The 13,629-nt window shown below is 63.0% G+C and carries 14 protein-coding genes; 6 read left to right on the forward strand and 8 right to left on the reverse strand.

What is annotated here, in order from left to right:
- Nucleotides 1-19: 19 nt before the first annotated feature.
- The 3 genes from ACSW29_RS00280 to ACSW29_RS00290 form a co-directional block, all read right to left on the reverse strand.
- Nucleotides 20-2,188: a catalase gene (locus ACSW29_RS00280; protein WP_448276072.1), complete on the reverse strand. Its 2,169-nt coding sequence runs from the start codon at nucleotides 2,186-2,188 to the stop codon at nucleotides 20-22.
- A 143-nt stretch (nucleotides 2,189-2,331) separates the two neighbouring features.
- Entirely contained in the window at nucleotides 2,332-2,568 is a 237-nt protein-coding gene (gene mbp1 / locus ACSW29_RS00285) for a microaggregate-binding protein 1 (RefSeq protein WP_283306332.1), read from the reverse strand.
- A 174-nt stretch (nucleotides 2,569-2,742) separates the two neighbouring features.
- Nucleotides 2,743-3,207 carry a hypothetical protein gene (locus ACSW29_RS00290; RefSeq protein WP_448276073.1) on the reverse strand — a complete coding sequence of 155 codons (465 nt, stop codon included), beginning with the start codon at nucleotides 3,205-3,207 and terminating at the stop codon, nucleotides 2,743-2,745.
- 271 nt (nucleotides 3,208-3,478) lie between these two features.
- Here ACSW29_RS00290 and helR point away from each other — a divergent pair, with 271 nt between their 5' ends.
- A complete protein-coding gene (gene helR, locus ACSW29_RS00295; RefSeq protein ID WP_448276074.1) occupies nucleotides 3,479-5,701 on the forward strand; it encodes an RNA polymerase recycling motor ATPase HelR in 2,223 nt (740 codons plus the stop codon).
- Here helR and ACSW29_RS00300 read toward each other — a convergent pair.
- Nucleotides 5,663-6,424, reverse strand: a complete 762-nt coding sequence (locus ACSW29_RS00300; RefSeq protein ID WP_448276075.1) for an IclR family transcriptional regulator — start codon at nucleotides 6,422-6,424, stop codon at nucleotides 5,663-5,665. The two genes, helR and ACSW29_RS00300, sit on opposite strands and share 39 nt — an antisense overlap.
- 69 nt (nucleotides 6,425-6,493) lie before the next feature.
- On the opposite strand from ACSW29_RS00300, the gene ACSW29_RS00305 reads away from it, so the two are divergent.
- The 4 genes from ACSW29_RS00305 to ACSW29_RS00320 all read left to right on the forward strand — a co-directional run bounded on the left by ACSW29_RS00305 (nucleotide 6,494) and on the right by ACSW29_RS00320 (nucleotide 9,975).
- The gene (locus tag ACSW29_RS00305) at nucleotides 6,494-7,321 is read left to right on the forward strand and encodes a 2-keto-4-pentenoate hydratase (protein WP_448276076.1); all 828 of its coding nucleotides are present in this window, start codon (nucleotides 6,494-6,496) and stop codon (nucleotides 7,319-7,321) included.
- Nucleotides 7,318-8,262 carry an acetaldehyde dehydrogenase (acetylating) gene (locus tag ACSW29_RS00310; protein ID WP_317826914.1) on the forward strand — a complete coding sequence of 315 codons (945 nt, stop codon included), beginning with the start codon at nucleotides 7,318-7,320 and terminating at the stop codon, nucleotides 8,260-8,262. The genes ACSW29_RS00305 and ACSW29_RS00310 overlap by 4 nt, the downstream gene beginning before the upstream one ends.
- A complete protein-coding gene (gene dmpG, locus ACSW29_RS00315; protein ID WP_317826915.1) occupies nucleotides 8,259-9,287 on the forward strand; it encodes a 4-hydroxy-2-oxovalerate aldolase in 1,029 nt (342 codons plus the stop codon). Before ACSW29_RS00310 ends, dmpG begins: the two co-directional genes overlap by 4 nt.
- Nucleotides 9,288-9,516: 229 nt before the next feature.
- Entirely contained in the window at nucleotides 9,517-9,975 is a 459-nt protein-coding gene (locus ACSW29_RS00320; RefSeq protein WP_448276077.1) for a DUF6389 family protein, read from the forward strand.
- A gap of 40 nt (nucleotides 9,976-10,015) precedes the next feature.
- On the opposite strand, the gene ACSW29_RS00325 is transcribed toward ACSW29_RS00320, so the two are convergent.
- Nucleotides 10,016-10,510: a DinB family protein gene (locus tag ACSW29_RS00325; RefSeq protein ID WP_448276078.1), complete on the reverse strand. Its 495-nt coding sequence runs from the start codon at nucleotides 10,508-10,510 to the stop codon at nucleotides 10,016-10,018.
- Between the two features lie 132 nt (nucleotides 10,511-10,642).
- Nucleotides 10,643-11,137, reverse strand: coding sequence for a hypothetical protein (locus ACSW29_RS00330; protein WP_317826918.1), 495 nt, complete (start codon nucleotides 11,135-11,137; stop codon nucleotides 10,643-10,645).
- A 355-nt stretch (nucleotides 11,138-11,492) separates the two neighbouring features.
- On the opposite strand from ACSW29_RS00330, the gene ACSW29_RS00335 reads away from it, so the two are divergent.
- Nucleotides 11,493-11,864, forward strand: a complete 372-nt coding sequence (locus ACSW29_RS00335; protein WP_084324725.1) for an SdpI family protein — start codon at nucleotides 11,493-11,495, stop codon at nucleotides 11,862-11,864.
- A 44-nt stretch (nucleotides 11,865-11,908) separates the two neighbouring features.
- On the opposite strand, the gene ACSW29_RS00340 is transcribed toward ACSW29_RS00335, so the two are convergent.
- Both ACSW29_RS00340 and ACSW29_RS00345 read right to left on the reverse strand, forming a co-directional pair.
- On the reverse strand, nucleotides 11,909-12,943 hold the full coding sequence (locus ACSW29_RS00340; protein WP_448276079.1) for a HEAT repeat domain-containing protein: 1,035 nt from the start codon (nucleotides 12,941-12,943) through the stop codon (nucleotides 11,909-11,911).
- 13 nt (nucleotides 12,944-12,956) lie between these two features.
- Entirely contained in the window at nucleotides 12,957-13,622 is a 666-nt protein-coding gene (locus ACSW29_RS00345; RefSeq protein ID WP_448276080.1) for a HEAT repeat domain-containing protein, read from the reverse strand.
- Nucleotides 13,623-13,629 lie beyond the last annotated feature (7 nt).

The raw sequence follows: 13,629 nt of genomic DNA on the forward strand, positions 1-13,629 counted from the left end.
TTCGAACGTACGCCGGCACTCAGGATGTGGGCGGCACCTCGAAACGCCCCCACACGCGGTGCGTCTTCAGAAGCTGAGCCAGCGAGGCCAGGGCCCCTTCCGCGTCCGCATCGACCACGACTCCCAATGCAGACTCGTCGATACCGGCGGCAGCCAGCGCACTCATGCTCTCACCCCAACCACCAATTGCCTTGCTGTGACGATACATTTCGTTCAGCAGAGTCTCCACCCGTGGATCCAACTTGCCCTCGCCGATCCGAGAAACGTCGCCGCTCAGCAGAATTGCATCGAATTCGATCGAACGAGCGGTGAGGTAAGTCCGCTGCACTGTCACCGCGTCGTCACCGTCCCCGATGGTTCCGCCGTGCGGGCCGAGTATCAGCGGCACCATACCGGCGTCGAAGATCTTGTCTCGAACGGCGACAACCGTTTCGAGGTCGGAGTTCTCGTCGACCAGTAGTGCGATGATCCTTCCGTCTACCGGCCATTCCCCACCAACCTGGGACAGCGCAGGGCTGAGCTCCGGATCACTCAACGGCTCCGTCGGTTCGGGAACCGGAAGGCCAAGCCCCTGTGCGACGATCGACGCGAGAGCCGCGTCGATGTTCGCCAAGATGCCCAGGTTCCGGGTCTTGATGTTCTCCTCGTAGCACTTGCCCAATTCGAAGGTGTACGCCTGCGCGACGTGCTCCTGTTCGACAGGGGAGAGACTGCGATAGAAGAGTCGAGCCTGCGAGAAGTGATCGTCGAACGATGCCGGCGCCTGCCTCACCTTTCGGCCTGAAACTTCCTCGGGCACCTCTATGTAGGCCGCGCTGTCCGCCGAAGCCAGGAACGGGCACCCACCGTCCAACGAATTGGGATGGTACGGCGCGACTCCGGTATGCACACCGTCCTGATGGAAGCCGTCGCGAAGCATGTCGTTGACAGGCGCGTGAGGACGGTTGATCGGAATCTGGTCGAAGTTGGGGCCACCGAGTCGCGTGATCTGGGTGTCGAGGTAGGAGAACAAACGCGCCTGCAGGAGACGATCGTTGGTGATGTCGACGCCCGGAACCAAGTGACCCGGATGGAATGCAACCTGCTCGGTCTCGGCGAAAAAGTTCGTCGGATTGGCGTCGAGTGTCATCGTTCCGATGACCTGAACCGGCGCGAGTTCTTCGGGCACGATCTTGGTGGGATCCAATAGATCTATGCCTTCGAACATTTCGTCTTCGGTATCAGGGAACACCTGCACGCCCAGATCCCAGGACGGATATGCGCCCGCCTCGATGGCGTCGGCAAGATCGCGTCGATGGAAATCCGGATCCACACCGCCGGCGATCTGCGCTTCCTCCCACACGAGTGAATGCACTCCGGCGGCCGGCTTCCAGTGGAATTTCACCAGATTCGTCTTACCGTCGGCGTTCACGAGCCTGAATGTGTGAATGCCGAAGCCCTCCATCATGCGATAGGAGCGCGGGATGCCTCGATCGGACATGTTCCACAGTGTGTGCGCGGTGGCCTCGGTGTGTAGCGACACGAAGTCCCAGAAGGTGTCGTGAGCGCTCTGTGCCTGCGGAATCTCGCGGTCCGGGTGGGGTTTCGCGGCATGGATGACGTCAGGGAATTTGATGCCGTCCTGGATGAAGAACACCGGGATGTTGTTGCCCACCAGATCGAAGACACCTTCGTCGGTGTAGAACTTGGTGGCGAACCCGCGTGTGTCACGGACGGTGTCCGCCGAACCGCGTGAACCCAGAACCGTCGAGAACCGCACGAATACGGGGGTTCGGGCACCTGAAGCGAAAGCCGAAGCTTTACAGATGTTTTCGGCTGCACCGTTTGCCAGGAACGTACCGTGTGCGGCCGCGCCGCGAGCGTGGACGACTCGCTCCGGAATTCGCTCGTGATCGAAATGTGTGATCTTCTCACGAAGGTGGTGGTCTTGAAGAAGAGTCGGTCCTCGCTCACCCGCAGTGAGTGAGTGGTCGGTCTCGTAGAGTCGTGTACCGGTTGCGGTGGTGAGGTACTCACCCCGCTGGCCGCGACCGTTTCCCTTCACCTTCCCCTCGGCACCCGCTACCGTACGCACTTCCGGTTGCCTCTGGTCGTCCTTGGGAGGCAACGGCTGTCGCGGCTTTACCGGCTCTGTCAGGTCCGGCGTTCTCGGGGCCGGTGCACCTGGGACGGACTGGGATGAAGGCATCGAACAGCTCCTCTTGATCGTGTTGCTGGGCGCATGAATTCTGTTACGCCGCAATAAAGTAGAGATTTCATTTCGAACGCGGAGCCACGACACACCCCCGGGCTGGGATCAATCCCAGGCCGAGGGTGACGAGTGCGCCAGGGCTATTGCTCGGACTTCTGCCGCGCTTCGTCCGCGGCAGCTTCCGCGCGGGCCTTCTCGGCTTCTGCCTCTTTCTTCGCTACTTCTCGCTGGCTCTCGGCCTTGTCCTGCTGGGCGCGGCCCTCTCGGGTCAAACTGTCGTTCCCGGAGACCGCACCAACGGCTTCCTTGGCCTTACCCTTGACGTCCTCTACAACGCCTTTGATGCCCTCGCTGGGGCCGCTCTTGTCGTCTGTCACGTTGTTCCTCCAGGTCGTTTCGATTCGCGCTCGAGATTCCTGCCTCGCAGGATTCCCACGAAGAAGCCCTACCCGGTCGAAATTCGCATAAACATCCGTGCACCGACCAGGCGCGGACCATGACTCGTCGTAGTCGAACGACGACGTTGTTCCTCGAGTAGCGATCAGCCGTTCTCAGAAACTGTTTACCGGGCACAGGAATTGGCGGGACTCGTTCCAGAAGGGGAAGAGGTCCGTGGTCGTGGCCGCGGGGTGGTCGATCCCGGCGAGAGTGTAGAAATCGAGAATCGTCCGACCAGCTGCGGCGCTGACCTCGCATGCTTGCAAGCTCAGCTTCGCCTCCGCCACGAAGCCGATACTGCGGGCGAAGGGGCCGAGAGTTCCCGCATTGACAAAACTGTCGAGGTCTTGTCCCCACTGGTTGTAGTCCGACTGCAAAGCGAAGCTGCACGTTTCGCCGAACAACTCGCTGCAGGTGGTCGGCTTTCCGCCGATCGGGTGCACCGTATCGGCAAGCTCGTGCGAGGTGCGTTCGCGCGGGGATCCGGAAAGGAAAAGCAGGACGGCGACGGCCAAGGCAACCACCAAAAGGATGCTTACGGCCGTTGCCAGTATCGCCTTCACAATCCCTCGATCCACGTAAGTTCATGAGGGCAACCGATTTTGGACCACCGGCCACTAGATTTGTACCCGTGGCGTTCGGGGTCCAAACATCGACCAGGCTGGGAGCCGTAGGTCAGACTGGGGGATCTGTTACAGGAACTGTGAGGGAGGATCAACACTCCCTTCCACTATCAATATATAGCTCACCGGGGGCCTTGCGGCAAGGCCCGGGTAGTGCCGCAGAATGGCTCTTCCGATCCCGCACGACCGACTACGGGATCGGAACAGCCAGCGGAAGTGAGGGCACGTGCCAACCCAGGGATACGAAGAAGAACTGCGATCCGAGCGGAATTATGTAGACGGGCTCTACGCACGCCTCGATACGGAGCGCGCCCGAGTCAAAGGCAGGTACAACACCGCTCTACGCGGAAACGGCGAAGCACTCATGGAACGCGACGCCGAGGTGCGCGCGCTTGCCAAAGAGGTGAAAAGGCTGGACGTAGCCGACAACGGACTGTGCTTCGGCCGGTTGGACTCGCTGTCGGGCGAGACCTGCTACATCGGCCGGATCGGCCTTCTCGATGCGCACAACGACTACGAACCGGTGCTGCTCGATTGGCGGGCGCCGGCGTCTCGCGCGTTCTACGTTGCCACGGCTGCCAACCCGGAGAACATGCGTCGACGCCGTCAGTTCCACACCCGTAGTCGACACGTGGTCGATTTCACCGACGAGGTACTCGGGCGCCCCGACGGCGTAGAACACGACACGCACAGCGATTCCGCCCTGCTCGCGGCAGTCAACGCACCCCGCGGTGAGGGAATGCGGGACATCGTGGCAACCATCCAGGCCGAACAGGACGACATCGTCCGACTCGAACACCCCGGAGTGCTGGTGATCGAAGGTGGCCCAGGTACCGGGAAAACCGTCGTCGCCTTGCACCGCGTCGCCTACCTGCTCTACACCCAGCGAGAGCGGATGGAACGTCACGGCGTTCTCGTGGTCGGGCCGAACCCGGCGTTCCTGAACCACATCGGCCGCGTACTGCCCTCGCTGGGAGAGTCCGACGTGGTGTTCATGACCACCGGTGATCTCGTTCCCGGTCTACGCGTCACCGCCGAGGACACTCCGGAGGCCGCTGGGCTCAAAGGTTCGCTGAAGATCCTGGACGTTCTCGGCGCAGCGATTGCCGATCACCAACGATTGCCCGAGAACCCGTTGTTGATCGAATTGGCGGACGTCACGGTGCGGATCGACACCGAAACCGCGGAGTGGGCCCGAGAAGAAGCCCGTTCGAGCAGACTCCCCCACAACGACGCACGCACTGTGTTCACCGAAATCCTCACCTGGGCGCTGACCGAACGGGCGATAGCGCGGATCGGCAAGGGGTGGTTGACACGCAGTGACCGTGAAGCCTGGGAGCAAGTGCGGACGGACCTGACCGCAGAGCTGGTGGAGAACAGCGCATTTACCGCGGCGCTCGACACGCTCTGGCCGATCCTGACTCCGAAAGAGCTACTGACACAGCTATTTACTTCTCCCGCTCGACTACGCGCGGCAGGCGCGGACGAGAAGCTGTTTCGCCAGGACGGTGACGCCTGGACTGTCTCGGACGTTCCGTTACTCGACGAGTTGGTGGACATGCTCGGCCGGGACAAGCCTGTGGATCAGAGCGCCGAACGCGAACGCCAGGACGAGGCTGCGTATGCAGCGGGTGTGCTGGACATGATGATCAGTCGCGAAGACCTGATGGACGACGAAGACCATCTTCTCGCCCAGGACATGCTGTACGCCGAGGACCTGGCGGATCGTTTCGTCGAACGCGATACCCGGGAACTCGCCGAACGCGCTGCTGCAGACAGAGACTGGACTTACCGGCATATCGTCGTCGACGAGGCACAAGAACTGTCCGAGATGGATTGGCGCGTCCTGATGCGCCGTTGTCCGGACCGATCTTTCACGGTGGTAGGTGATCTCGCGCAACGCCGTTCACCCGCAGGTGCCCGCTCGTGGGCGACGATGATGGAGCCGTACGTTCCCGGCCGCTGGATCTACCGATCCCTGTCGGTGAACTACCGCACCCCCGCCGAGATCATGAGCGTCGCCGCCGCCCTGCTCGCCGAGTTCGCGCCGGAAGTGCAGCCACCCGAGTCCGTCCGCGCCTGCGGGATCGCGCCGTGGTCCAGACGAATCTCCGCCGACGAACTAGCCTCCGCCATCGACGAATTCAATCAGGACGAGGCCGGGCGCGAGGGTACGAGCATCGTCATCGGACCTGCGGACGTGCCGGGCGCTGTGCCTGTTTCGGAAACAAAGGGTCTGGAGTTCGATGCCGTGCTCGTCGCGGAACCGGAGCGAATCATCGCCGACGGCCCACGCGGCGCATCGGAACTCTATGTCGCCCTCACCCGCGCAACCCAACGTCTCGGCGTCTTGCACGAGGGGCTATTGCCGCAGGCCCTGAGCGGCCTCGTCGAGTTCGGGACGGCGAGGTCACCGCAATCGTTCGCGACGAGCGATCGTGCTGTGTAGCCCTTCGGCAGCGGCGCGAACGTAAGGCACTTGGCTCTCGGGAACGAAGCGACTGGTGGGACCGGTGACACTGATGGCGGCGACGGGTTTGTCGTTGGTCCCGAATACCGGCGCCGCAACGCACGCGAGACCCGGCGCTGATTCCTCGCGCTCGAACGCAATACCGGTCTCGACCACTCGGTTCAGTTGGGTATTGAGAATGCCGGGCGCAACGATCGTGTGCGGGGTGCGTCTGTTCATCGGTTCCGACAACACTTCGCGACGAAATTCGTTGTCGGAGAAAGCCAGGAGCGCCTTGCCGATCGCGGTGCAGTACAGCGGTATCCGGCCACCGGTCCGAGACGGGGAGTTGGCTTGTCGATGTCCGCCGATCTTCGCGATGTACACGACGTCGTGGCCGTCACGGACCCCCAGGTGGACTGTCTCGTGGGTCCGCTCGTACAAGTCTTGGAGGAACGGCATCGCCATCTCCAGGAGGCTACGTTCGAGGGAGGCGAGCATGCCGAGTTCGAAGAGACCGCCGCTGAGTCGGTAACCGCCGTCGATACGGTCGAGTAACCGGTTCGCGACCAGTTCGTTGGCCAGGCGGTGCACCGTCGCCTTGTGCAGTCCTGTCCGTTGAACCAGGACGGCCAGCGGCAACATGTGGTCGTCGGCCCGAAAAGCCCGCAGGATCGTCACCGCCTTGCCCAGCACGGTGTCGAGGTTTGCGCCGCCAGTCACGTGCCCAGCGTATCGCTGAGTGAGACAGTTCCCTGGCGCAACCTCGGTACTGCGGCGAAGGTAGTGGTCATGAGCCAGCCCACGAATACCAGTACAGCTAGCGAGACCGACATCGCAGCTGCTGCGGACCGCCTCGCAGCCGCCATCGCGAGCGGTACTCCCTGCGCGCCCGTGCGCGATCTGATCGGCGCCGACGATCTTGTCGCCGCCTACGCTGTCCAGCGCCGCGTCGATGAAATCCGTCGGCAGGCGGGTGCCGACGTCGTAGGCCGCAAGATCGGCCTGACCTCCGTGGCAGTCCAGCAGCAACTCGGTGTCGACCAGCCCGACCTCGGCGTTCTGTACGCCGACATGGAGTTCCCGGCCGGCGGCGCCATCCCCATGAGCCGTTTGATCCAGCCCAAGGTCGAAGCGGAAGTGGCCTTCGTGCTGGGCGCCGACCTCGTGGATGGACCGCTGGACAGCGCGCAGGTGCGCGGGGCGATCGACTATGCCGTCGCAGCGATCGAGATCTGCGACAGCCGCATCGAGTCGTGGGACATCAAATTCGGTGACACCGTCGCCGACAATGCGTCCTCGGGCGTCTACGTCCTGGGCACCGAACGTCGGACCCTCGACGAGGTGGAACCCGCCGGCGTCGTCATGTCGATGTCCGTCGACGGCACCGAGGTGTCCACCGGCGTCGGAACCGCCTGCCTGGGCGATCCGATCGAAGCCGTCGTCTGGCTCGCCCGCACGGCCCGCGAGTTGGGGCAGCCACTGACGGCAGGCCAGGTGATCCTGTCCGGCGCACTCGGCCCCATGGCGCCGGTCACCGCAGGCAACGAAGTCACCGTGACCGTCTCCGGGCTCGGTTCCGTCACCACCAGTTTCTCCAGCGAAGAGGACAACGCATGAGCAAGGTCAAGGTCGCGATCATCGGATCGGGCAACATCGGCACGGATCTGATGATCAAGGTGCTGCGTAACTCCGACTACCTGGAGATGGGCGCGATGGTCGGCATCGACCCGGCGTCGGACGGCCTCGCCCGCGCGGCGCGTCTGAACGTGCCGATCACGGCTGAGGGTGTCGAGGGTCTGATCGGTCTCCCGAACTTCGACGAGATCGAGATCGTCTTCGACGCCACCTCGGCAAAGGCTCACGTCGCCAACAACGCGCGGCTGGCTCCCCTCGGCAAGCGCATGATCGACCTGACGCCTGCCGCCATCGGCCCGTACGTCGTGCCGGCCGTCAACGCGGACGAGCATCTGGATGCACCCAACGTCAACATGGTGACATGTGGTGGCCAGGCCACGATCCCGATGGTTGCCGCTGTTTCTCGGGTTGTCCCGGTGGCGTATGCGGAGATCGTCGCGTCCATCGCCTCCAAGTCCGCAGGTCCCGGAACGCGCGCCAACATCGACGAGTTCACCGAGACCACGTCCGAGGCGATCGTGGCTGTCGGCGGCGCCCGCCGCGGCAAGGCCATCATCATCCTCAACCCCGCCGAGCCGCCGCTCATCATGCGCGACACGGTGTTCTGCCTCGTCGACGCCCCGGACCCGGCTGTTCACGAGGAGATCCGTCAGTCAATCGAGAAGATGGTCGGCGACGTCTCCGCCTACGTCCCGGGCTACCGCCTCAAGCAGGAAGTCCAGATCACCGAGATCCCGGTCGACCAGCCCGTCGAGACGTTGCTCGTCGACGGCAATCGCCCCACCCATCAGGTATCGGTGTTCCTCGAGGTCGAGGGCGCGGCACACTACTTGCCTGCGTACGCCGGCAATCTCGACATCATGACGTCCGCCGGAATGCAGATCGCGGAGCGCATCGCCCAGCAGAAGGAAGCAACCAAGTGAGCAACCGCAAGATCTTCGTCCAGGACGTCACCCTTCGTGACGGCATGCACGCTGTTCGCCACCGCATTTCGCCGACCGACGTCAAGCGAATCGTCACAGCTCTCGACGCTGCCGGCGTCGACGCGATCGAAGTTGCACACGGTGACGGGCTCGCTGGCGGCTCGCTCAACTACGGTCCCGGTTCGAACACCGACTGGGAATGGATCGAAGCTGCGGCCGAGGTGCTCGAGCACGCTCGCCTCACCACGCTGCTGCTTCCAGGTGTCGGCACGATCAGTGAACTCAAGCATGCCTACGACCTGGGTGTACGCTCCGTTCGCGTTGCCACGCACTGCACCGAGGCCGACGTCTCCGCGCAGCACATCGAGACTGCCCGCGAGATCGGCATGGACGTCTCGGGCTTCCTGATGATGAGCCACATGGCTCCGGCCGAGGAGTTGGCTAAGCAGGCCAAGCTGATGGAATCGTATGGCGCGCACTGCGTCTACGTCACCGACTCGGGTGGACGTCTGGTGATGAACGACGTCGCGGATCGTGTTCGCGCATACCGCGATATTCTCGACGAGGGCACCGAAATCGGCATCCACGCCCACGAGAACCTTTCACTCTCGGTCGCCAATTCTGTTGTGGCCGTGCAGAACGGCGTCACGCGCGTCGACGCTTCCTTGGCCGGACACGGTGCCGGAGCCGGCAACTGCCCCCTCGAAGCGTTCATCGCTGTTGCGAACATCGAGGAGTGGGAGCACCGCTGCGACCTGTTCGCCTTGCAGGATGCTGCCGACGACATCGTCCGTCCGCTGCAGGATCGACCGGTCCGCGTCGATCGAGAGACCCTCACACTGGGCTACGCAGGCGTGTACTCGAGCTTCCTGCGCCACGCCGAAGCCGCGTCGGAGCGCTACGGAATCGACGTTCGCACACTGCTGCTCGAAGCCGGGCGTCGCCGTCTGGTGGGTGGCCAGGAGGACATGATCGTCGACATCGCGCTCACCCTCGCAGCGCAGGCGACAAAGGAAGCTGTCTGACGCGCTGCCGAGTTCGCTGATCCCCGAGTCCCGCTCCCGTCTCCAGACGGGGGCGGGACTTGTCAGTTCGGCCAAGAGAAGCCACCGACATAGCACTCGAAAACTGACAAAGTTCTTCGCACGACGTCTCTGACGCTCAGAATCGAACCTTCTCCGCTACAGACGAATTCAAGAGACTTACTTCATCGATACAAGGCCGGCAGGGCGATACTTTCGATATGCTGAGCTCGTGGAACCTGCCGAATACCGTGACGAATTGAGATCTGTCGATACCGCGTCGGCGGTAGTGAGCGGTCGACTGGCAGCGATTCACAACGCGGCAACCCCGCGCACCGAAGGGATCGTCATCGATGTCTCACTCGACCAAGACGACGAGGGAACATTCGGAGTCTGGGCACGATTCGAGGGTCCTGACGCATTCAGCCTCAATCAGCAAGTCGGTGACGAGAGAGAGCTATTCGGCGTGATCTGGGGCGAGGAAGGCTGGGAACCGCCGGTTCCGCATCGACCGCGAGAGTGGTCGCACGCGGCACTCGAGGAAGTTATCGTCGGTGTCGTCGCCGAGTGGATCGGCGCGCTCGTTCCCCCGACTGCATCCGAACTGCGCTGGGAAGTAACGACTCCCGACGGAGCGACCGACCCGATACCTGTAGGCCCCGATTTCAGTCGTGGACATTCGCCACGATGAAGCGCGGAAGCTGTCGGCGAGATGGACGACCTTTGCGATGTCACCGGCCGGCTGAACCGTCGATCAATTCGCGGAGGATGTCAGCGTGCCCGGCATGGCGTCCGGTCTCTTCGATCATGTGCACGAGCGCCCAGCGGACACTGGGAGATGGTCGTTTCGCCCCCGGTCGCGGGATGGGCGCGGCAAGATCTGTGCATCCGTCGAGAACTGCGTTGGCACGCTCGACCGTCTCGCGATAGCGACTGACGACACCGTCCACGCTGTCTTCCGATGACGGTTGAAACGTCGCTTTCCAATCCGTCACGTTTTCTGCAAGGAACATCGATCGTTCGACAAAGGTCAGATGATTGGCCAGCCCGAGCAAGGTTGTTCCCGACGGAACAATTGTGGTGCGCACCTGAGGTTCCGGAGCACCTTCGACCTTGGCGGCAATCGAATCACGGAGGTAGTCGAGAAACGCTCGTAGTGTGGCTGCCTCGCTATTCCCTGTCCGGGGTGGTGGGGCATCTCGGCGGCTGCGACGCGACGTTGCCATGGCGGTTCTCCTTCCTCGGCGAAGAACGATGAAGAGGCTTCATTCCTGGATGGGCAGAACCGATCCTTCCGAACTCACTCCGATCCCGCATCAAATTTTGCCGTTACAGCAAAGACAACTTGGTTGCCGGTGTCAGCGTGCCGAGTTCAGGTCGCGCACAAGTTGGGGTCTCCGCCAGTTGCCGACCTCGAAAGGCCACCGCCGCAGCGGATAGGCGAGACGAGCCACGAAGTAATTGACGTACTCGACGACGCCGAAAGCCCACACCGCCACGACGGCCACCGCCGCGCCGGAGTGATCTGGTAACCAGATGACAACGCCGAGAAGAGCTATCGCCAACAAGAGAACATCGAGAACCCGAAAAACGCGGTAAAGCGCTGCGAGGCGGGCCGGCATCGGCTCCAACTCGACCCAGCCCCGCGCAAGCAGCCAATAGACACCTACTTGCACGAGGATCACAAGCAGTGGGGCCAGCGCCGACCACAACGCCGCGGAGTCTCGCGAACCTTCGAGCCGGGGCATCACGACACCGACCGCCACAGCGGCAAATACAGCCGCTGCAGCCAGTTCGCCGAGGCCGAGGCTCAGGTACCTGCGTCTCAAACTCTGTTGCCGTTGATCCACCACGTAAGAACCCTATCCGTTGATCACCATCCCTAGCCACGTGGCGGTCGGACCGATTCTGCAGCGCGAGTGAGGAATACACTTCATCTCGACTTCGATCTCGAGCGCCATGAGGCGGGTGGATCATCCTGGGACGTGTTGGCGGATCCGGCGGGAAACCTTTTCTGCCTGGGTGATCCGCACTAGGCCGGTCTGAAAGCTAGTCGAGATCGAGTCCCACTACCCATCCGACAGAGCCTGCAAATGCGTCACCCGAATAGCTGCACATGCATTCGTTGACTTACAGTCTGGGTGTCCCGGCGGCACCCCAGACTGGAATGTCCGCTGCGTCAACATCTGCCGATTGGGGGCTGGACGGATGGAATCGCCTGACTTACTGGGTCTGACGGTCTCACTGACGTCGTCGACGCTTATCCTCGCGTTCGTTGCTGGGCTCATGCCGCGACTCGTCGGTGATGAACCGAATCCCGTTGTCGGCATACGGACGAAGGCGACGATCGCGAGTCCAGAGGCGTGGCAGTTGGCACATCAGAGTGCGCAGCCGCTTCTGCGTCGGACGATGTGGACTGCCGTAGCGGGACTGTGCATGCAGGTCGCCATCGGCGTCGTGACAGGTTTCGGATCTGTGGTGTCGGCTGTCACCTCAACAGTCGTGTTTCTTGCGGTGCTCCTTGTCCTGCTCTTTGCAGGAGTGAAGGGCAACGCCGCGGCGAAGTCGTTGCAGCGTTGACCGCCTGACCCCGCCGCTGTCAGACGCGCCTTGGATCTCGGCTTTCAGTCCCCGATACGCGGTCGTTCGCGCCGACGTGGTCCTCGATCGCGCATCTCGAGAATCGCTGCTGCCGTGGACGCGACCGTCTTGTCGTCGTCGTGGGCGATCCGGGTGAGCGCTTCGCGTGCTGCCGCGCCGGGAATCTCGGCGAGCGCCTGCGTGATTCGCAACCTCGTCGGAACGTCGTCAGTGCCGTCGAGCCTTGTCTGCACGGCATCGACGACCTCACCGCTTGTAGGTGAGTGCTCCGCGAGAAGACCGAGCACCTCGCCTGCCTCGACGTCGCGCCGCCCATCGGCGACCATCTCGAGGAGAGCGGCCATCGAAACGGTCTCTCCGCGAAATCCGAGGGTGAGGGCAGCGTCGGCGCGGACTATCGCGTCCGAATCATCGAGAGCTCGCTTCAGAGACCGCGTTGCTTCCTCGGTGTGGATCCCGGAGATGGCGGACGTCGCGCGGCGCCGAACCTCGACGTCCTCCGATTCGAGCCCCTTCGCGAGAGCTGCAAGGCCCGCACCTTCGGTTCTCGCCAACGCCCATTGCAACGCGCCGGCCACGTTGGCATCCTTCTCCGACAGGATGGCCTCGACGAGTGCGTCGACGGGCAATGCCGCATTCGCATTCTGCGACAGGATCGCTTGCTGACGGTGGGCAGCGAACTCGGATTCGAGTGCACGCAACAGCGAGACCATGCGCAGGACGTCATCCCACTCCGAAGGGGCGGAAGCGTCGACCCTTTCGAGTTTGGTCAGCAATTCCTCCTCCGCCGCGATCCGTTGCCGAGTGTGTTGCATGAGTTCACCCACCAGATCGGCCGGTGCGAAGTCTGGTTCGTCGAGTGCACGCTTGGCCTCGTTCAGCGAGAGCCCCAAGGTCCTCAGGCTCTCGACGTGGAAGAGTCGACGGATGTCGTCGGCGGAGTACTCGCGGTAACCGCCGGACGTGCGGCCCGTCGGCTTCACCAGTCCTAACGTGTCGTAGTGGCGCAGCATCCGTGTGCTGACACCACAACGCCGCGACACCTCGCCGATCAACATCCGTCTCCCCTTCCTACGCGTCCGGGCCGATTGCAGCGACGCGCTTCGCCAACTCGTGTGAGAGAGCGAATCCACCGTCTGGGTCGTGCCAGAGTTGCTTCGTAGCATCAGCATGCGCCCGAACCCGCGGATTCGGGCTCGTACCGGCCGCGTCGAGCACAGGTAGTACAGCCTCGCCGAGTCCTGTCAGAGCTCGGCTGAGACTGAGCTGCATCTGGAGTTCGCCCCGTCCGAGTTCGGTGGCCAGCTCGGCCGCGAGCGCGCCCTCGTCTCCTAACGGCACGAGGGCCACAGCCGCACGCCACGCACTGCGCGCGACCTCGTCGTCCTGGTCGTGAACCAGCGCAGAGACCTCGGGCCACGCGATCGGATCGCCGATCTTGGACAAGGTGTGGAGCGCCTGACTGCGGGCTTGCGAACCGTCGGACCCGAGCTCACGTATCAGCTTCGGCACGGTGATTTCGGCCGGCAGGCGGCACAATGCCCAGGTCAACATGTCGCGGACGAAGAAGTCCGGCTCGACGGCACACCGATCGACCAGGGCATTCGCCAGCTCAGGGTCCGGGCGTGTGCCGGCGGCTAGCGCGGCGCGCAGCCGAACCGAGGGATCAGCTGCGGCCAGTGCATCGACGAGGTGAGCATTCTGCCCACCGTGGTTGGTTGTGTTCACGACAACCACCTCCTTC

It is taken from the genome of Rhodococcus sp. GB-02, from assembly GCF_053470465.1.